The 17539-nt window shown below is 65.6% G+C and carries 19 protein-coding genes; 7 read left to right on the top strand and 12 right to left on the bottom strand.

The features are described from left to right. A partial coding sequence (locus A5707_RS17295) for an LLM class flavin-dependent oxidoreductase (protein WP_156658081.1) occupies window positions 1-362 on the bottom strand: 362 nt, incomplete at its 3' end. 22 nt (window positions 363-384) lie between these two features. Beyond that, window positions 385-921, bottom strand: coding sequence for a TetR/AcrR family transcriptional regulator (locus A5707_RS17290; RefSeq protein WP_065015674.1), 537 nt, complete (start codon window positions 919-921; stop codon window positions 385-387). A 76-nt stretch (window positions 922-997) separates the two neighbouring features. Between A5707_RS17290 and A5707_RS17285 the strand changes: the two genes are divergently transcribed. The 3 genes from A5707_RS17285 (at window position 998) to A5707_RS17275 (ending at window position 3369) form a co-directional block, all read left to right on the top strand. Then, window positions 998-2194: an FAD-dependent monooxygenase gene (locus tag A5707_RS17285; protein ID WP_065015673.1), complete on the top strand. Its 1197-nt coding sequence runs from the start codon at window positions 998-1000 to the stop codon at window positions 2192-2194. A gap of 124 nt (window positions 2195-2318) precedes the next feature. Further along, on the top strand, window positions 2319-2744 hold the full coding sequence (locus tag A5707_RS17280; protein WP_065015685.1) for a pyridoxamine 5'-phosphate oxidase family protein: 426 nt from the start codon (window positions 2319-2321) through the stop codon (window positions 2742-2744). Window positions 2745-2748: 4 nt separating this feature from the next. Further along, a complete protein-coding gene (locus A5707_RS17275) occupies window positions 2749-3369 on the top strand; it encodes a class I SAM-dependent methyltransferase (protein ID WP_065015672.1) in 621 nt (206 codons plus the stop codon). Here the strand turns inward: A5707_RS17275 and A5707_RS17270 are convergent. Together A5707_RS17270 and A5707_RS17265 are read right to left on the bottom strand one after the other, a co-directional pair. After that, entirely contained in the window at window positions 3344-5476 is a 2133-nt protein-coding gene (locus tag A5707_RS17270; RefSeq protein ID WP_065015671.1) for a 3-hydroxyacyl-CoA dehydrogenase NAD-binding domain-containing protein, read from the bottom strand. The genes A5707_RS17275 and A5707_RS17270 overlap by 26 nt on opposite strands. Window positions 5477-5493: 17 nt before the next feature. Next, on the bottom strand, window positions 5494-6705 hold the full coding sequence (locus A5707_RS17265) for an acetyl-CoA C-acetyltransferase (protein ID WP_065015670.1): 1212 nt from the start codon (window positions 6703-6705) through the stop codon (window positions 5494-5496). Window positions 6706-6897: 192 nt separating this feature from the next. On the opposite strand from A5707_RS17265, the gene A5707_RS17260 reads away from it, so the two are divergent. Then, the gene (locus A5707_RS17260; RefSeq protein ID WP_065015684.1) at window positions 6898-8070 is read left to right on the top strand and encodes a pyridoxal phosphate-dependent aminotransferase; all 1173 of its coding nucleotides are present in this window, start codon (window positions 6898-6900) and stop codon (window positions 8068-8070) included. Here A5707_RS17260 and A5707_RS17255 read toward each other — a convergent pair. Genes A5707_RS17255 through A5707_RS17240 form a run of 4 tightly spaced genes read right to left on the bottom strand, consistent with a single transcriptional unit; the run spans window position 8033 to window position 10525 of the window. Next, complete coding sequence (locus tag A5707_RS17255) at window positions 8033-8491, bottom strand: SRPBCC family protein (RefSeq protein WP_065015669.1); 459 nt, start codon at window positions 8489-8491, stop codon at window positions 8033-8035. The genes A5707_RS17260 and A5707_RS17255 overlap by 38 nt on opposite strands. A gap of 11 nt (window positions 8492-8502) precedes the next feature. Further along, window positions 8503-8958 (bottom strand): SRPBCC family protein, encoded by a 456-nt coding sequence (locus tag A5707_RS17250; protein ID WP_065015668.1) that lies wholly within the window; start codon window positions 8956-8958, stop codon window positions 8503-8505. Window positions 8959-8998: 40 nt separating this feature from the next. Then, window positions 8999-10078, bottom strand: coding sequence for a CaiB/BaiF CoA transferase family protein (locus A5707_RS17245; RefSeq protein WP_065015667.1), 1080 nt, complete (start codon window positions 10076-10078; stop codon window positions 8999-9001). A 6-nt stretch (window positions 10079-10084) separates the two neighbouring features. Next, window positions 10085-10525, bottom strand: coding sequence for an SRPBCC family protein (locus A5707_RS17240; RefSeq protein WP_065015666.1), 441 nt, complete (start codon window positions 10523-10525; stop codon window positions 10085-10087). Window positions 10526-10590: 65 nt separating this feature from the next. Between A5707_RS17240 and A5707_RS17235 the strand changes: the two genes are divergently transcribed. After that, window positions 10591-12258, top strand: a complete 1668-nt coding sequence (locus tag A5707_RS17235; RefSeq protein WP_065015665.1) for an alpha-keto acid decarboxylase family protein — start codon at window positions 10591-10593, stop codon at window positions 12256-12258. 67 nt (window positions 12259-12325) lie between these two features. Here A5707_RS17235 and A5707_RS17230 read toward each other — a convergent pair whose 3' ends face one another. Genes A5707_RS17230 through A5707_RS17220 form a run of 3 tightly spaced genes read right to left on the bottom strand, consistent with a single transcriptional unit; the run spans window position 12326 to window position 15581 of the window. After that, a complete protein-coding gene (locus tag A5707_RS17230) occupies window positions 12326-12925 on the bottom strand; it encodes a fatty-acid--CoA ligase (protein ID WP_065015683.1) in 600 nt (199 codons plus the stop codon). Window positions 12926-12951: 26 nt separating this feature from the next. Beyond that, entirely contained in the window at window positions 12952-14355 is a 1404-nt protein-coding gene (locus A5707_RS17225; protein WP_065015664.1) for a FadD3 family acyl-CoA ligase, read from the bottom strand. Window positions 14356-14390: 35 nt separating this feature from the next. Next, on the bottom strand, window positions 14391-15581 hold the full coding sequence (locus A5707_RS17220; RefSeq protein WP_065015663.1) for an amidohydrolase family protein: 1191 nt from the start codon (window positions 15579-15581) through the stop codon (window positions 14391-14393). Window positions 15582-15738: 157 nt separating this feature from the next. Here A5707_RS17220 and A5707_RS17215 point away from each other — a divergent pair, with 157 nt between their 5' ends. Then, a complete protein-coding gene (locus A5707_RS17215) occupies window positions 15739-16479 on the top strand; it encodes an enoyl-CoA hydratase/isomerase family protein (RefSeq protein WP_065015662.1) in 741 nt (246 codons plus the stop codon). 23 nt (window positions 16480-16502) lie between these two features. After that, complete coding sequence (locus A5707_RS17210; protein ID WP_065015661.1) at window positions 16503-16895, top strand: hypothetical protein; 393 nt, start codon at window positions 16503-16505, stop codon at window positions 16893-16895. Here the strand turns inward: A5707_RS17210 and A5707_RS17205 are convergent. Beyond that, entirely contained in the window at window positions 16886-17485 is a 600-nt protein-coding gene (locus A5707_RS17205; protein ID WP_065015660.1) for a TetR/AcrR family transcriptional regulator, read from the bottom strand. The two genes, A5707_RS17210 and A5707_RS17205, sit on opposite strands and share 10 nt — an antisense overlap. Between the last annotated feature and the right edge of the window lie 54 nt (window positions 17486-17539).

Raw genomic sequence — 17539 nt, 5'->3', positions numbered from 1 at the left:
CATTCGTGTTCGTACCACCCGCCGCCGATGCCCATCTGGATCCGGCCTCCGGAGATGATGTCGGCGGTGGCGGCCACCTTCGCCAGATAGACCGGATTGCGGTAGCTGATCGCCGTGCACATCTGGCCGAGTTTGATCCGCGACGTCGTGGCCGCGTAGGCCGACATCAGCGACCACGCCTCGTGGGTGGCTTCGCCGGTGGGCATCGGCACCGTGTGGAAGTGGTCGTACACCCACAACGAGTCCCATGCGCTGTCGTCGGCGTAGCCGGCCAGCTCGCGCATCACCGCCCAGTGCTTGTCGGCTGCGATGCCGACCAGATCCAATCGCCAGCCCTGCGGGATGAAAAGTCCAAAGCGCATAGCTTGGGACTTTAACCCCGCATCAGATGTCCAGGGCGGCGAGCGCGCCGTCAATCACTGCGGAGCGCAACTCGCCGTATGGCGTATCGGGGAACTGCAGGCAGCAGTCCTGCAGACCGCCGAACGCGATCACTGCCCGGGTAGCCTGGCTCAGAGTCGGTTGGGTCCCGAAAATCAACCGGCCCAACCGTTCCCGCCACGCCAGGAGCTTGTCGATTAGTCCCAGTTCGGCCAGCGTCGTCAACTCCGTCACCACCAACATCAGGTCGCCACGGTGCCGGTAGTGAAAGTCGAAGTAGCCCTCGAGCAACTCGCGGGCGTCGGCGTTTCGCCTTGTCTCGTGGTCCGCAATGAAGTGCTCGCCCTCCTCGATCAACGGCTCGAGGATGCTGCGTACCAGCTCTTCTCGCGACGGGAAGTGGTAGTACAACGCCGGTTTGGTGATTCCCAGCTTGTCGGCGATGTCTTGCAGGCTGGTCCGTTGCACGCCTTGTTGCACGAACAGTTCCCGCGCGGCGTCTTGGATGCGCTCGCGCGTATCCGAACGCGGCCTGGTCACCGTGCCAGTTTAACTGACTTACCGATAGGTAAGCCGCCGTGCTACGCTTACCTATCGGTAAGTAAGGAGGTGCGAGATGCGCGTATTGATCTCGGGTGCGAGCATCGCCGGACCGGTGCTGGCGTTCTGGCTGGACCGGTATGGATTCGACGTGACCGTCGTCGAGCGCGCTCCGGCGTTGCGCAAAACCGGTGGCCATGCCGTCGACTTGTTCCGCCCGGCGATCGAAATCTCGGCCAAGATGGGCGTGCTCCCCCGCATCGAAGCGCACGCCACCGACACGACGCAACTGAACATCTACCGCGGCGACGCCGGGCGACCGATCCGGGTCGACCTCACCAAGATTTACGGCGCCGCCTCCGACCGGCATGTCGAGGTCATGCGCGACGACCTCAGCGAAATCTATTACCGTGCCGCCGATGTCGAGTACCTGTTCGGCGACTCGATCACAGCTATCGGCGCAGACGGTGAAGTGACATTCGAGCATGCAGCCCCCCGCAGGTTCGACGTCGTGGTCGGCGCCGACGGGCTGCACTCCAACGTGCGGCGGTTGGCGTTCGGTGACGACGCCGGTTTCACCCAGCACCTCGGGGGTTACCTGGCAGTCGCGTCGGCACCGAAATCGCTGGTGCCCGATGGCGAGATGGTCGGTCAGGTCGACATCGGCCGCATCGCGGGGATCTACAGCGCACAGCATCTGGACGACGCGCGGGTGCTGTTCATGTTCCACAGCTCTGAACTCCAATACCACCATCGAGATGTACTGCGGCAGAAGGACATACTGCGCAACGCGTTCACCGGAATGGCGCCGCAGGTGGACGGCTGGCTCGAACAGCTCGACACGACGCCGGCGTTCTACTTCGATTCGATCACCCAACTGCAACTCGAGCGCTGGTCGCGCGGACGGGTCACGCTGGTCGGCGACGCCGGCTACTGCCCGGGGCCGGCGGTGGGCGGCAGCACCAGCCTCGCGGTGGTCGGTGCGTACGTGTTGGCCGGCGAGTTGGCCCGCGCGCGCGGCGATTACGCAGCGGCGTTCGCAGCCTACGAACAGCAGATGCGCGAACCGGTGCGCCGCAGCCGCGCTTTTGCACGCAAAGCCGCCAAAACCGTCGTCCCCGCCTCGACGGCCGCGCTGTGGGCAGTGACCCGAGGTGCCCAACTGGTGTCGGCGTTGCCCACACCCGTCAGCCGCGCGGTCGCGAAGCTGAACACCACCGGTGTGCGCATGCACGACTCGATACCGGTGCCCGATTACCGTTCAAGCGTTTGACACCCCGGAGTACACCGCCGCCGCCCGCGCGGCTTTGGGAGACGGTCCGCTGCTGCTCCCGGAGCAGACCGTGATCCTGACCGGCGCCGCCTCGCTGTCGCCTGCCGCGGTTAGCCTGGCGTACATGGCGCTTGCTGACGACGAACGCGAACAATTTCTGGCCGAGCCGCACATCGCCGCGTTGTCGGTGAATGCCGGCGATAGCCGCGGGCCGTTGACCGTGCCGATCTGGTACCAATATGCGCCCGGCGCTGAACCGTGGGTACTGACCGGAGCGGGGTCACGCAAGGCGCGGCTCATCGAGGCAACCGGCTACTTCTCGTTGATGGTCGAGCGGCTCGAGCCGACGGTGCGCTACGTCGCGGTCGACGGGCCGGTCAGCCGAATCGAGCCGGGCACTGACGATCAACTTGTCGAGTTGGCTCGTCGCTATCTGGCGCCGGAACGGGTGGACGCTTATCTGGAGTACGCCCGCAACGAACTCGGGGAGAACGTCGTCATCTACCTGCAACCGCAGCACTGGCTATCCGCCGACCTTGGGGAGGTGTGAGGTTATGGCATCGAGGCACAGGCTGTTTCGGGTCTTCTACCGACTCGGGTTCACGCCGTGGGACGGTCATCCGCAGTCAGCGACATTGCGCGAGCTTGTCGAGGGAAGCAATGCGTTTCCCCCCGGGTCCGCGCTGGACCTCGGGTGTGGCACCGGAGATGCGTCGATCTACCTGGCGCAACACGGATGGCAAGTCACCGGAGCGGATTTCGTACCGAAGGCACTCGACGAGGCCCGCGCAAAAGCCCGCGCCGCCGACGTTACGGTCAACTTCGTCCACGCCGATGTCACGCACCTCAGTCAGGCCGGGATCGGCGCCGACTTCCAGATGATCGTGGACAACGGCTGCTTCCACGGCATGAGCGACGGCGATCGCGACCTTTACGTCCGAGAGGTCAGTGCGATCGCCGCCCCGGGCGCGCGGCTGTTCATGATCGCCTTCCAGCCCAGCGGCCGCTTCGGACCACAAGGAGTCGAGCAAGCCGAGATCGAGCGCCGCTTCATGCCGGCATGGACGCTGCTGTCGGCCGCCGATGAGCCGCGGTGGACATCGCAAAACAAATTCGCAGCGCGGTTTACCGCGCGCAGCTACGTTCTCGCTAGGTCAGCGACTTCGGCGGGGTGAACCGGTCGCCGTACTTGGCGGCCAGCTCGCGGGCGCGGGCGACAAAGCCCTCCTTACCGCCCGGGTAGCCGACGACATACTGCGCGGTGCCACCGGTCCACGGCGGGAAGCCGATGCCCATGATCGAACCGATGTTGGCGTCGGCTGTCGACGTCAACACACCCTCGTCGAGGCACTTCTGGGTTTCCAGCGCCTCGGCGAACAGCATCCGGTCGATCATGTCCTGCAGCGGGGGCTGCGACGAGCCGGAGTTGAAGGTCTCCCGCAGGCCCGGCCACAGCCGGGTGCGCTTGCCGTCGACGTACTCGTAGAACCCAGCGCCCTTCAGCCGGCTGGGCCGCTCGAGCTCGATCATCTTCTCGACGACGGCTTCGGCCGGGTGCGGCTCGTAGCTGCCGCCGGCATCCTCCACACCCTTGCGGGTAGCGACGGCGATCTTGTGCATCAGCTCCAGGTTGAGCTCGTCGGACAGCTGCAGCGGCGGGGCCGGGTAGCCGGCCTGGCTGCCCGCGTGCTCGATCGAAGCCGGCTCCACACCCTCGCCGAGCATCGCCAGCGCCTCGTTGACGAAGGTGCCGATGACCCGCGAGGTGAAAAAGCCGCGGCTGTCGTTGACCACGATCGGGGTCTTGCCGATGGCCAGGGTGTAGTCGAACACCCGGGCCAGCGCCTCGTCAGATGTCTTCTCGCCCTTGATGATTTCCACCAGCGGCATCTTGTCGACCGGCGAGAAGAAGTGGATCCCGATGAAGTCCTCCTGCCGCTTGACGCCGGTCGCCAGACCGGTGATCGGCAACGTGGAGGTGTTGGAGCCCAGCAGCGCGTTGGGCTCGACGACGTCTTCGATCTCCTGGAACACCTTGTGCTTGAGTTCCTGGTTCTCGAATACCGCCTCGATCACGAAGTCGACGCCCGCGAGGTCGGAGGCCTCCCCGGTCGGGGTGATGCGGCCCAGCAGCGCCTTGGACTTCTCTTCGGTGGTCTTGCCACGCTCGAGTGCCTTGGCTTCCAGCTTCTCCGAATAGCCCTTGCCCTTCTGCGCGGCCTCCAGGCTGACGTCCTTGAGCACCACGTCGAAGCCGGCCTTGGCGGAAACGTAGGCGATGCCGGCGCCCATCATGCCGGCACCGAGCACGCCGATCTTCTTGATCTTGACCGGCTCGATGCCGTCGGGCCGCGAGCCGCCGCCGTTGATGTGCTGCAAGTCGAAGAAGAACGCCTGAATCATGTTCTTGGCCACCTGGCCGGTGACCAGCGAAGCGAAGTAACGGCTCTCGATGCGACTGGCGGTGTCGAAGTCGACCTGTGCGCCCTCCACCGCCGCGGCCAGGATGGCCCGCGGTGCGGGCATCGGCGCGCCCTTGAGCTGCTTGCGCAGGTTCGACGGGAACGACGGCAGGATGGCTGCCAGCGACGGCGACGCCGGCGTGCCGCCAGGCATCTTGTAGCCCTTGACATCCCACGGTTGAGTGTGGCTGTCCGGGTTGGCCTTGATCCACGCCTTGGCCGCAGGCACCAGTTCCTCGACGCTGCCCAGCACCTCGTCGACCAGACCCATGTCCTTGGCCTTGGCCGGCTTGAAGCGGGTGCCCTGAGCGAGCACGTTCACGAACGCGTTCTGGATACCCAGCATCCGCACAGTGCGGGTCACGCCGCCGCCGCCGGGCAGCAGCCCCAATGTCGCTTCGGGCAAACCGATCTGGCTGCCCTTGACGTCGGCGGCGATGCGGTGGTGACAGGCCAGCGCAATCTCCAGGCCCCCGCCCAGCGCTGCTCCGTTGATGGCGGCGACGACGGGCTTGCCGAACGTCTCCAGGGTGCGCAGATCCTTCTTGACCCGCTCGACGGTGTCGAAGGCCTGCCCGGCGTCTTCCGGGCCGAGGTTGATCATGCCCTTCAGGTCACCGCCGGCGAAGAAGGTCTTCTTCGCGCTGGTGATCACCACACCGGTAATCGAATCTGCTTCCGCGACAAGGCGTTCGACAGCTTTGGTCATCGACTCGGCGTAGTGCTCGTTCATGACGTTGGCCGACCCGGTCGGGTCGTCCAAGGTCAGCGTGACGATGCCGTCCGCGTCCTTGTCCCACTGAATCGTGTTCTCAGGCATTGCTGTTCGAAACCCTCTCAGACTCGTTCAACGATCGTCGCGACGCCCATGCCGCCGCCGATGCACAACGTGACCAATGCGCGCCGGGCGTTGCGGCGCTCCAGCTCGTCGACCATGGTGCCCAGGATCATCGCGCCGGTCGCACCCAACGGGTGGCCCATCGCGATCGCACCGCCGTTGACGTTGAGCTTCTCGTCGGGGATGTCCAGGTCCTTCTGGAACTTCAGCACCACCGACGCGAACGCCTCGTTGAGCTCGAACAGGTCGATGTCGTCGACGGTCAGTCCGGCCCGGTCGAGCACCTTACGGGTGGCCGGCGTCGGGCCGGTCAGCATGATCGTCGGCTCGGACCCGCTGGTGGCGGTCGCCACGATGCGGGCCCGGGGCGTCAGACCCTGCGACTGGCCGGCTTTTTCGCTGCCGACCAGCACCAGCGCGGCGCCGTCGACGATGCCGGAGCTGTTGCCGCCGGTGTGCACGTGGTCGATCTTTTCCACCCAGTGGTACTTCTGCAGCGCCACGTCGTCGAAACCGCCCAGCGCCGCAACGCCTTCGAAGGCGGGCTTGAGTTTGGCCAGGCCTTCCATCGTGGTGTCGGGCCGCATGTGCTCGTCGTGGTCGAGGATCAGCAGGCCGTTCTGGTCGCGGACCGGCACCACCGACTTGGCGAAGTAACCGCCCGACCACGCCGCGGCGGCCTTCTCCTGGCTGCGCAGCGCGTAGGCGTCGACGTCCTCGCGCGAGAATCCCTCGATGGTGGCGATCAGGTCGGCACCGATGCCCTGCGGCACGAAGCCCAGGTCGTAGTTGGTGGCCGGGTCCAGCGCCCAGGCGCCGCCGTCGGAGCCCATCGGCACCCGGCTCATCGACTCCACGCCGCCGGCCAGTACCAGGTCGTCCCAGCCGGAGCGCACCTTCTGGGCGGCGGTGTTGACCGCTTCCAGGCCCGACGCGCAGAACCGGTTGAGCTGCACGCCGCCGGTGGTGTCGGGCAGGCCCGCCGCCAGCACGGCGGTACGGGCGATGTCGCCGCCCTGGTCGCCAACGGGCGACACCACGCCCAGGATGACGTCGCTGATCAGGTTCTCGTCGAGGTCGGGGAACCGGTTGCGCAGTTCGTCGATTAGGCCGACGACCAGGTTCAGCGGCTTCACCTCGTTCAGCGACCCGTTGCGCTGCTTGCCTCGCGGGGTGCGGATGGCTTCGTAGACAAAAGCTTCTTCGGACATGGCTGATTCCTCTTCACACGTGGGTTTCGGATCCGTCCATCGGGGACGCTAGTCCTCTGCCGGCCAGCCTAACAGGGCGGCCGATCAACCTGTTGGTTGGGAGCCTTTTTCGATGCCGAGCGTGAAGCTACGTTCACTTTCGATGCCGAGCGTGAAGCTACGTTCACGCTCGGCGCTTTAAGCTCGACGACCATGACGGTGTCGCGGTTGCGGCCGTATGCGACGACGGTGTTCGCCGAGATGTCGGCGCTGGCGGCCCGGATCGGCGCGGTGAACCTCGGGCAGGGTTTTCCCGACGAGGACGGGCCGCCGGGAATGCTCAAGGCCGCTCAGGACGCTATCGCCGACGGCGTCAACCAATATCCGCCGGGCCTGGGCATCGCACCGCTGCGAGAAGCCGTCGCCGCACAGCGCAAACGGCATTTCGGCATCGACTACGACCCGGATACCGAGGTGCTGGTCACCGTCGGGGCCACCGAGGCCATCGCGTCGGCGGTGCTGGGCCTGGTCGAGCCCGGCTCCGAGGTGATCCTGATCCAGCCGTTCTACGACTCCTACTCGCCGGTGGTGGCCATGGCCGGCGCACAACGGGTCGTCGTGCCGTTGGTGCCCGACGGCCGCGGCTTCGCGCTGGATATCGACGCGCTGCGGCGTGCGGTGACACCGCGGACCAAGGCGCTGATCGTCAACTCGCCGCACAACCCGACCGGCATGGTGCTGAGCGAGACAGAACTGACGGCCATCGCCGAGATCGCCGTCCACGCCGAGCTGCTGGTCATCACCGACGAGGTCTACGAGCATCTGGTCTACGATGGCCGCCGGCATCTACCACTGGCCGGCTTCGACGGCATGGCCGAGCGCACGATTACGATTTCCAGTGCCGCCAAGATGTTCAACTGCACCGGCTGGAAGATCGGATGGGCTTGCGGGCCAGCCGAACTCATCATCGGGCTGCGGGCGGCCAAACAGTACTTGAGCTACGTCGGCGGGGCGCCGTTTCAACCCGCGGTGGCCCACGCACTCAACACCGAAGACGCCTGGGTGGCCGCACTGCGGTCCTCGTTGCAGCAACGACGCGACCGGCTCGCCAACGGGCTGACTGAGATCGGCTTCGAAGTGCACGACAGCTCGGGCACCTACTTTCTGTGTGCCGACCCCCGCCCGCTCGGCTACGACGACAGCACGGCGTTCTGCGCGGCGTTACCGGAGCAGGCCGGCGTGGCGGCGATCCCGATGTCGGCGTTCTGCGAACCGGACGCCGGCAAGCTTTGGAATCACCTGGTGCGCTTCACTTTTGCCAAACGCGAAGACACTCTGGACGAGGCGATCAAGCGTTTGGCGGTGTTGCGCTCTCGCCACCCATGACCCGCTTGCGTAGGCCCTCTGTCGCCGCGCCGAGCACGATGTTGCTGGCCCGCTTGACGATGAACTCCGGCACCGGTCCCGACGGCTCGACGGTGATGTCGAAGCGCACCCGCGTTTTGTCGACACCCTCACGCTTGAGGCTGTACTCGACATGCTGCCCACGCTGCTGGAAGGTCTCTTCGGCATCCCAGACCACCCAGTCCGGACCCCAGTGATATTCGAGGATCTCTTTGTCGACCAACCCGAAGATCTTGATAGTGGCCCGCACATGATGCGGCCGGCCGTCTTCGTAGCGGTCGAGCACTTCGACCCGTCGGTGCACCGTTGACCACGACGTCAACGTGCTGACATCGGCGAGCGCCGCCATGACCACGTCCGGCGGCGCGTCGATGACGATTTCTCGCGACGCTTGTACGGCCACCGGTCCCGCCCTCAGCCCTGCTGATCCGGCCGGTCGACACCCATCACCCGTCTGCGCAGCCCCTCAGTGGCGGCGTGCAGGATCCTTTTGCGGGCGCGGTTGACCAGAAACTCGGGCAGCGGGGCCGACGGCTCCAGGGTGATGTCGAATCGCACGCGGGTTTTGTCGTCGCCTTCGCGTTGCAGCGTGTATTCGACGTGCTGCCCATGTTGCTGACCCGTTTTGCGCGCATCCCACACGACCCAGTCAGGGCCCCAGTGGTATTCGACAACTTCCTTGTCGACAATGCCGACCACCTTGACGGTCACCTTCACGTGGTGGGGACGACCGTCGGGATAGCAGTCCAGCACCTCGGCCCGTTTGTGAACCGACGACCAGGACGGCACCGAGCCAATGTCAGCTAGCGCGTCGAGGATCGCATCCGGCGGCGCGTCGATGACGATTTCGCGTGATGCTCGTACGGCCACTGGCACCAAGCTTATAACCGGACCGGGCTCGCGACCGGGATTACCAGCCGATGTCGCCCAGGGCTGTCGTCCCGTTCGGCGGCGGCGTGACCGGACCGGCCGGCGTGCGGGAAAACCGCGGCGCCGGAGCGGCCTGCTCGACGCCGTGCGCGCTAATCACCGTCGCGCGTGCGGTCATGTGCGCATCACCGGCGGCCTCGGCCCACGTCAAAACCGGGGTGACACATGCGTCGGTGCCCGCGAAGATCTCCGCCCACTCGTCGCGGGTCTTGCTGGCGAAGCATTCGGTGAAAATCTCGCGCATCCGCGGATACGACCCGATGTCGAGTTGGCCCGGCACCTCGTCGGCGGACAACTCGAGCCCACGCAGCAACTCGGCGAAGAACTGCGGCTCGATGGCGCCGACGGCCAGGTACTTGCCGTCGGCGGTCTCATAGCAGCGGTAGAACGGCGCGCCGCCGTCGAGCAGAAACGATTCGCGCTCGTCGCGCAGGGCCCCGGTCGATTTCATCGTCCACATCATCTGGGCCAGCACGCTGACGCCGTCGACCATCGCCGCGTCGACGACCTGACCGAGCCCGGACCGCTCCCGCTCATACAGCGCGGCCACAATGCCCAGCAACACCAACATCGAGCCACCACCGAAGTCGGCGACCAGGTTCAGCGGCGGCATCGGCGGTCGGTCGCGGTAGCCCAGTGCCGACAGCGCCCCGGTCTGCGACAGATAGTTGATGTCGTGGCCGGCCGTCGCGGCCCGCGGCCCGTCCTGCCCCCAGCCGGTGATCCGCGCGAAGATCAATCGGGGATTGACCGCAGCGCAATCCTCGGGACCGATTCCGAGGCGCTCACAGGTGCCCGGCCGGAAGCAGTCCAGCAACACGTCGGCGTTGGCGGCCAGCTCGAGCAGCTGTCCGGGCTGCGTCTTGACGTCGAGGTCGACGATGCGTTTGCCGCGGTGCAGCAGGTCGCGGTCTTCGGCCGGCATGACCAGGCCGCCGGGGCGGCGCACCCGGACCACATCGGCACCCAGGTCGGCGAGCATCATCCCCGCGTGCGGACCGGGCCCGATGCCGCCGAGTTCAATGACGCGCACGCCCGCCAGCGGTCCGGGGTGCGTCATCGACAGTCAGCCCTTCTTGACTTTGAGCACCTGTTTGCGCAGTCCGTCGGTGGCGGTTTCCATGCCGCCCTTCATCGTGCGTTTGAGCAGAAATCCGGGGATCGGCACGGACGGGTCGACGTCCATGTCGAATCGGACCTTGGTCTTGTCGCCTTGGGGTGTCAGCGTGTACTTGGCGTCCTGGGCCTTCAATTGCCCCGCCGACACCAAGGTCCAGCTGACGCTGTCGGCTGCCCAGGTGTATTCGACGACCTGCTCATCGGTGAGGCCGGCGGCCTTGATTTTCATCTTCACCCGGCGCGGCCGACCGCTGTCGTGGGTGTCAAGTATTTCGGCGCTCTGGTACTGCGGCGACCAGGACGGCGTGTTCTCGACGTCGGCGATGACGTCGAGGATCTCCTCCGGGCTTGCTTCGATGACGACTTCGCGGGAATCCTGCACTGCCATGGTCGCACCATAGCGAGGCCGCGTCTTGCCCGGTGGTATTTTCGACGCAGCGTAGCGTCGGTCTGGTGACTGTCTATACCGTCGGCGACTACCTGCTGGACCGCCTCGTCGAACTGGGCGTCGAGCACGTCTTCGGAGTTCCCGGCGACTACAACCTCGAATTCCTCGACCACATCGTGGCCCACCCTGACCTTCGATGGGTGGGCAACGCCAACGAACTCAATGCCGGCTATGCCGCCGACGGCTACGGCCGGCTTCGCGGAATGGCAGCTGTGGTAACGACATTCGGGGTCGGCGAGCTATCTGTGGCCAATGCGATCGCGGGCAGCTATGCCGAGCACGTCCCAGTGGTGCACATCGTCGGCGGACCTTCCAAAGACGCGCAGGGGACGCGCCGGGCACTTCATCATTCGCTCGGCGACGGCGACTTCGAGCACTTCCTGCGGATCAGCCGGGAAATCACCTGCGCCCAAGCCAGTCTCATGCCGGCAACGGCAACCCGGGAAATCGACCGCGTGCTGTCTGAGGTACGTGAGCAGAAGCAGCCCGGCTACCTGCTGCTGCCCACTGACGTGGCACGTTTCGAAACCGAGCCGCCCGCCGCGCCACTGCCGCGATACACCGGCGGCACCAGCCCGCGCGCGCTGGCGCTGTTCGCCGACGCCGCAACCGAACTCATCGGTGAGCACCAGCTCACGGTGTTGGCGGACTTCCTGGTGCACCGGTTGCATGCCGTCGACGAACTCGAGGCGTTGCTGGCCGCCGATGTGGTGCCGCATGCCACGCTGATGTGGGGCAAAAGTCTGGTCGACGAGAGCTCGCCCAACTTTTTGGGCATCTACGCCGGCGCGGCCAGCGCCGAGCCGGTACGCCGGGCGATCGAAGAGGCGCCCGTCCTGGTCACCGCAGGCGTGGTGTTCACCGACATGGTCAGCGGATTCTTCAGCCAGCGCATCGACCCGGCGCGCACCATCGATATCGGTGCGGAACAAAGCACCGTTGGCACACAGGTTTTCGCTCCGGTAGAGTTGCCCGCGGCGTTGACGGCGCTCACCGAAATCCTCGACCGGCGCGCCGTGAAGTCGCCGGCGATCACGCCCACGGCCGACGACGTCAGCCGGGATCCGCCGGAGCGGGAGCGGCCACTGAGCCAGGAGGTTTTGTGGGACAGGCTTTGTGACGCGCTGACGCCGGGCAATGTGGTGCTCGCCGATCAGGGCACCTCGTTCTACGGTATGGCGGCGCACCGGCTTCCGCGCGGGGTGACGTTTATCGGCCAGCCCCTGTGGGGGTCGATCGGTTACACGCTGCCCGCCATGCTCGGTGCGGGGCTGGCCCATCCGGATCGCCGGCCGGTGCTGTTGATCGGTGACGGAGCAGCTCAGCTCACCGTGCAAGAACTGGGCGTGATCTCCCGCGAAAAGCTCTCGCCGGTGGTCGTGGTGGTCAACAACGACGGCTACACCGTCGAGCGGGCGATTCATGGAAAGACCGCCCCCTACAACGACATTGTGAGCTGGGACTGGTCGAAAGTCGCCGCTGCGCTCGGTGTGACCAACCAGCTGACATTCCGGGCGAAGACCTACGGTGAGCTCGACGACGCCCTGACCGCCGCCGCCGAGCATCAAGACCGGATGGTGCTCGTCGAAGCCGTCGTTCCGCGCTTCGACATTCCCGAACTGCTCATCGAACTGGCGCGGCCCACGTCGCCGGACGGCAGCGCGCGTCGCTAGCGGCGATCGCAAGCGCGGCGAAGGGCGCCGGGCGCAGCGGGTCGCCGCCATGGGGCTAGCGGTCCGTTCAGTCCTCGATCCGCATCATGTCCATGAATCTGCCCACGAACAGCGGCGGGTATGCTCCCCTACCCAGGCCGGTCATCCACTGCGCGGCCGCGTCAGGATGGTCGATCCAGCTCCGCACACTGTCCTCGTCGTCGAGTTCCTGCAGGATCATCACTTCCTGCCCGTCGTCGAAAGCCTGGAAAAGCCACGTCTTCCGCACGCCCGCAGTGGTGAACTTGTCGAGCGCGCGACGTACGTCCAAGCTCATCGCTGGTACGTCGTCGACGGCTGCGATCGCGGCCACAACCACCCCGGGTGCCCGCGGTTTGGCCGATGGCGACGCTTCGAAACGATCGACGATCTTCCCGGCGAAGACTGCTGGAATGTCTTCGACGCCTACGGCATCGAACCAGTCGAAGAAGACCCGCGACCGCAGCAGCTCCACGATCGGCTCTCTGCTACGCACCCCGATCATCACCAGCACGCGCCCGTAGTCGTGGATGGATTTGTAGACGAGCACATGGTGCGCGCCGATATCCGCGAGGGCCGACTTGCGCCGTTTCAGCAGCGGCCACACCCGGTCTGGATTTGGAACTCGGTAATCCGATGCGATCACCATCGAATGCGGATGCGGCTCGACGGCACTCACCGAAGCTTGTCCTTCATCACCTTGCCGGTGGCATTCAACGGCAGCTCGTCGAGAAACTCGACGTATCGCGGCGCTTTGAATCCCGCCATCCGTTGGCGGGACCACGCGATCAAATCGCCTTCGGACACCGATGTTTTCGGCACCACGAAGGCTTTGCCCACCTGGCCGAGTCGCTCGTCGGGAACACCGATCACAGCGGCCTGGGCAACTGCGGGGTGTTCCAGCAGGAAGCCCTCGATCTCGGCCGGGTAGGCGTTGAACCCGCCCACGATGAACATGTCCTTCTTGCGCCCGTCGATCCGTAGCCGACCCGCCGCGTCAAGCGTACCCATATCGCCGGTGTGCAACCATCCTTCGGCGTCGATTGCCTGCGCGGTCGCCGCGGGCTCGTCGAGGTAGCCCTGCATGACGCCGTAACCACGGGCCAGCACTTCGCCGTCGTCGGCGATGCGCACCTCAACGCCCTCGCAGGGCAGGCCCGCAGTTGTGGCCACCGCCTCGAACGAATCACCGGGCCGGGACAGCGTGACGTTGCCCGCTTCGGTTAGGCCGTAACCGGTCATCAACGTTTGGAAGGGCAGCTCATCGTGGATGCGACGGACCAGTTCGACAGGGATGTCGGCGGCGCCGGTCACCCCTGCCCGTAACGTCGACAGCTTGGCCTTGTCAGTGACGCTCAGCAATGAGTGGTACAGCGTCGGCGGTCCGGGCAGCATCGTGATGCGTTCGCGGTCAATGAGATCCATCACGGCGCCGATGTCGAACATCGCGACGGGAAGCATCGTCGCACCGCGGAGGAAGGACGCGACGAGACCCGCTTTCAAGCCAAACGTGTGGAAGTACGGGTTGATTTGCAGGTAGCGGTCGCCCTCGCGCAGATCTGCGAGTGTGGCCCACTCTTCATACATCCGCAGCGTCTGTTGATGATTCATCATCGCGCCCTTCGGGCGGCCGGTCGTGCCCGACGTGAAGATGATGTCGGCGATGTCGGTGCCGCTCACCGCCCGCTCGAATGGCGAACCGCTGGACAAAAAGTCGGATTTCAGATTGATGATCGGTATCCCCGCCGGCGCGGTGTAGTCCTGGCCCAGGAAACCCTGCTGAACCAGGACGGCTTTGGCCTGGCTGCGGACGATGATGTCGCCGGCTTCGTCGGCCGTGAACCGTGTATTGACCGGCACCAGCACGCCGCCGGCGGTGAGCAGCCCGAACGCCGCGATGATCCATTCCGCGCAGTTCGGCGCCCAGATGGCGACTCGATCGCCTTTGTCGATACCGAAGTCAGCGAAAGCACCTGCCGCACGGCGGATTCGATCGACGACTTCGGTGAAGCTCAAGCGCAGCGGACCGTCGACAATCGCTTCCGCGTCGCCGAAGCGGTCCGCTGCGCTCACGACCATCTCGGGGATGGTCTGCCAGGTCCTACTGGCGGGCGTCACACCGTGACGAGCCGACCGAGGTTGCCGCCCATGATCTTTGCTTGATCCTCGACGGACAGGTGCGACAGCGCATTGACGTAGTAGGTCGGCTCCGCCAACCCTTCCGGGTGCGGCCAGTCCGAGCCGTACAAGACCTGATCCACGCCGACGAGGTTGACCAGATCGTCGATGCCGTCCTCGAAGAACGGGCTGACGTGGATGCGGTTTTTGACCATCTCTACCGGGTCGCTCGGGAAGGCTTCCGGCGCCTTGCGGAAGACCTCGGCCAGCCCGTCCAGCAACGGGGTCATCCATTTCGAACCGGCCTCGACAATCGCGACCTTCAGCTTGGGATGGCGGTAGAGCGCACCGTGAATCACCCACGACCCCACCGAGTCCTGGATCGGCCGCCACTCGTTGAGGATGCCCATCGCGTTGGTCTGGAACGGCAGCATCTCCTGGTCGGCACCGTCCCATTCGGAGGTGTAGCGGGAGTAGCCACTGTCGGACGAGTGCATCCCGACCAGCACGTCGTGTTCGACGACCCGCTCCCAGAACGGGTCGAACTCGGGCAGCGCGAACGACCGCGGGCCGCGGAAGCCGGGAACCGGCGCCGGGCGGACCAGGATGGCGCGGGCACCACGCTTGACCACCCACTCCAGCTCCTCGATCGCCTTCTCCACGATCGGCAACGTGATGACCGGGGTGGTGAAGATCCGGTTCTGGTAGTTGAAGCCCCAGACCTCATCGAGCCACTGGTTCAGCGCATGGATCAGGACGTGGATGGCGACCGGGTCGTCGCGCAGCCGCTCCTCGATCAAGCTGGCCAGCGTGGGGAACATCAGGGTGCGGTCCAAGCCCAGTTCGTTCATCTTCTCCAGGCGCGGGCCGGGCTCGAAGAAAGCCGGGATCGCGCGCATCGGCTCACCGAACAGCTCGCGCTTGGACTTACCGTCCGGGTTGCCGTACTTGAAGTACTCCTCCCAGGCGCCCGGCCTGGCGACGACCTCAAAGGTCGGGTTGGGAATGTAGTTGCTGATCACGCCGCGCAGCGCGATCTTGGTGCGCCCGTTGATCTGCACGTACTGGACGAAGTCCTTGTACTCCTTGGGCAGGAACTTGGTCAGCGCTTCCGGCGGCTCGTAGAGATGGTTATCCGCGTCAAAGATTGGAAACGGGACGTCTTCCCGATGCGACAACTGCCCCATGAAATCCTCCTTCGCAGTTTGCGAGAATACTATTCTCACCGAGAGGCTACCGCAATGCCCCCTGGTAGCAGGCGGCCGGGGAGCGACGCCCTGCCAGCGAGATGGCGATGCTATTCTCCGCTGAGGAGAATGCCAATATCGGGCGATGGAGTGCCGCATGGTGGACGTGGAGTTCGACCAGGGTCTCGCGGTGCTCACCATCGACCGCCCGCATGCGCGCAACGCCATCGCCCTGGACACCATGGATCAATTGGAGAAGGCGATCGACGCGGCCGAGGGCGCCAGCGCGCTGGCCATCACCGGTGCCGGTGACCGCGCCTTCGTGTCCGGCGGCGACCTCAAAGAACTCAGCGCAATCCGGACCGAGGACGAAGCGGCGGCCATGGCGCGGCGCATGCGGTCGATCTGCGATCGGCTGGCGAACTTTCCCGCGCCGGTGATCGCTGCGCTGAACGGTCACGCGCTCGGCGGTGGCGCCGAGGTCGCCGTCGCCGCCGACATCCGGCTGGCCGCCGACGACATCAAGATCGGCTTCAACCAGGTGTCGCTGGAGATCATGCCGGCCTGGGGCGGCGCAGAAAGGCTGGCCGCGCTGGTCGGCAAGAGCCGGGCGCTGCTACTGGCCGGGACCGGGACCGTGCTCGACGCCGCCGAGGCCGAACGCATCGGATTGGTCGATCAGGTGTTGCCGCGGCCCACTTTCGACGATGATTGGCGGATGATCGCCCGCACGTTGGCCGGCCGTCCGGCCGGTGAGATCAAGCGTGTCGTGCGCGGGGTTTCCGCTGACGAAGCGGTGCAAGCGTTCGCGCGGCTGTGGGTGAGCGACGCTCATTGGCAGGCCGCTGATCGAGTGATGAACCGCAGCAACAACTCCCGGGCCGGAGGTGCGACGTGACAGCCAGCAGCCGAGCGCTCACGATGTTGACAGTTCTCTTGGCAGCGACCGGCATTGTCGCCGCGCCCTCGCGCGCCGATGACGCCGGTGTCATGCATCACGTCAAATACACCGTCTCGGCGGACAACCCGATCTACACCGACATCTACTACCTGGATCAGGAACCGCCGATCTTCGCCGACTACAGCCACAACCCCTACCAGTTCGTCCCCAACGTCAAAGTCGATATCGCCCCAGGCAAACCGTGGAGCTATGAGTTGGACCTGGCCAAACCCGAGGTGTGGGCGATGGTCTCAGCCAGCACCGGCACCGAACCGGGCACACCCGGATTGCACTGCACTCTCACGGTCGATGGGAAAGTCGTGGTATCCAAGGACGGTCCGAAGGGTGTGCTCTGCTCGATACGTCACTGGTAAGCGTTACCCGGCTCGCCTTCCAGCCGATGCAGATAGCGTTCGACGAGCCCGACGGTTTCGGCATGGCCGGCCGACATCCCGAGCGCTTGCTCGAGCACCAGCATGCGGGAGATGCTGGTGATCAGCACCGACCAGACCAACGGCGGCACCTCGTCGGATGCCATGCCGTAGCGCTCGAGGACGGCCGAGAGGGTTTTGTGCTGCTCTTCGCGGAAACGTTCGGCGTAGTAGCCGATCTCGGCTTTGAGCGCTTTGCGGTGATTGGCCAGCGCGACGAATTCCATCGTCAGCGCGGTAGCCGCCGGGTCGGTGCTGAACCGCCACAGCGCCCACAGCGGCTGGGGCGATTGCAGCGCCTGCGCCTGCACCTGGAGTCCCTCTTCGGCGCGCCGGCGGAACGCCGCCAGGAACAGGTCGTCCATCGTGCGGAAGTAGTAGTGAACCAGCTGTGGTTTCAGCGCCGCTTTCTCGGCGACGCGCCGGGAAGTGACTGCGGCGTAACCCTCTTCGAGCATCAACTGTTCGGCCGCATCAAGCAGCACGCCGCGATTCTTGGCGTCCGGCGCTCCGATCCGTCGCGCGGAAGTCATGCTGAGCTTCGCACTTTCGTCGATCCTTGCTGCACACCTGATCGTAGCCCCGAC

Origin of the sequence: Mycobacterium kyorinense, assembly GCF_001672775.1 — a bacterium.
Lineage (GTDB): Bacteria > Actinomycetota > Actinomycetes > Mycobacteriales > Mycobacteriaceae > Mycobacterium > Mycobacterium kyorinense_A.
This window is presented reverse-complemented; position numbering and strand designations above follow the sequence as displayed.

Excerpts from the sequence above, each read along its gene's own strand:
- A5707_RS17285 (WP_065015673.1), top strand. The coding sequence starts at position 998 with ATGCGCGTATTGATCTCGGGTGCGAGCATCGCCGGACCGGTGCTGGCG.
- A5707_RS17280 (WP_065015685.1), top strand. The coding sequence starts at position 2,319 with ATGGCGCTTGCTGACGACGAACGCGAACAATTTCTGGCCGAGCCGCAC.
- A5707_RS17275 (WP_065015672.1), top strand. The coding sequence starts at position 2,749 with ATGGCATCGAGGCACAGGCTGTTTCGGGTCTTCTACCGACTCGGGTTC.
- A5707_RS17270 (WP_065015671.1), bottom strand. The coding sequence starts at position 5,476 with ATGCCTGAGAACACGATTCAGTGGGACAAGGACGCGGACGGCATCGTC.
- A5707_RS17265 (WP_065015670.1), bottom strand. The coding sequence starts at position 6,705 with ATGTCCGAAGAAGCTTTTGTCTACGAAGCCATCCGCACCCCGCGAGGC.
- A5707_RS17260 (WP_065015684.1), top strand. The coding sequence starts at position 6,898 with ATGACGGTGTCGCGGTTGCGGCCGTATGCGACGACGGTGTTCGCCGAG.
- A5707_RS17245 (WP_065015667.1), bottom strand. The coding sequence starts at position 10,078 with ATGACGCACCCCGGACCGCTGGCGGGCGTGCGCGTCATTGAACTCGGC.
- A5707_RS17240 (WP_065015666.1), bottom strand. The coding sequence starts at position 10,525 with ATGGCAGTGCAGGATTCCCGCGAAGTCGTCATCGAAGCAAGCCCGGAG.
- A5707_RS17230 (WP_065015683.1), bottom strand. The coding sequence starts at position 12,925 with ATGGTGATCGCATCGGATTACCGAGTTCCAAATCCAGACCGGGTGTGG.
- A5707_RS17225 (WP_065015664.1), bottom strand. The coding sequence starts at position 14,355 with ATGGTCGTGAGCGCAGCGGACCGCTTCGGCGACGCGGAAGCGATTGTC.
- A5707_RS17220 (WP_065015663.1), bottom strand. The coding sequence starts at position 15,581 with ATGGGGCAGTTGTCGCATCGGGAAGACGTCCCGTTTCCAATCTTTGAC.
- A5707_RS17215 (WP_065015662.1), top strand. The coding sequence starts at position 15,739 with ATGGTGGACGTGGAGTTCGACCAGGGTCTCGCGGTGCTCACCATCGAC.
- A5707_RS17210 (WP_065015661.1), top strand. The coding sequence starts at position 16,503 with ATGTTGACAGTTCTCTTGGCAGCGACCGGCATTGTCGCCGCGCCCTCG.
- A5707_RS17205 (WP_065015660.1), bottom strand. The coding sequence starts at position 17,485 with ATGACTTCCGCGCGACGGATCGGAGCGCCGGACGCCAAGAATCGCGGC.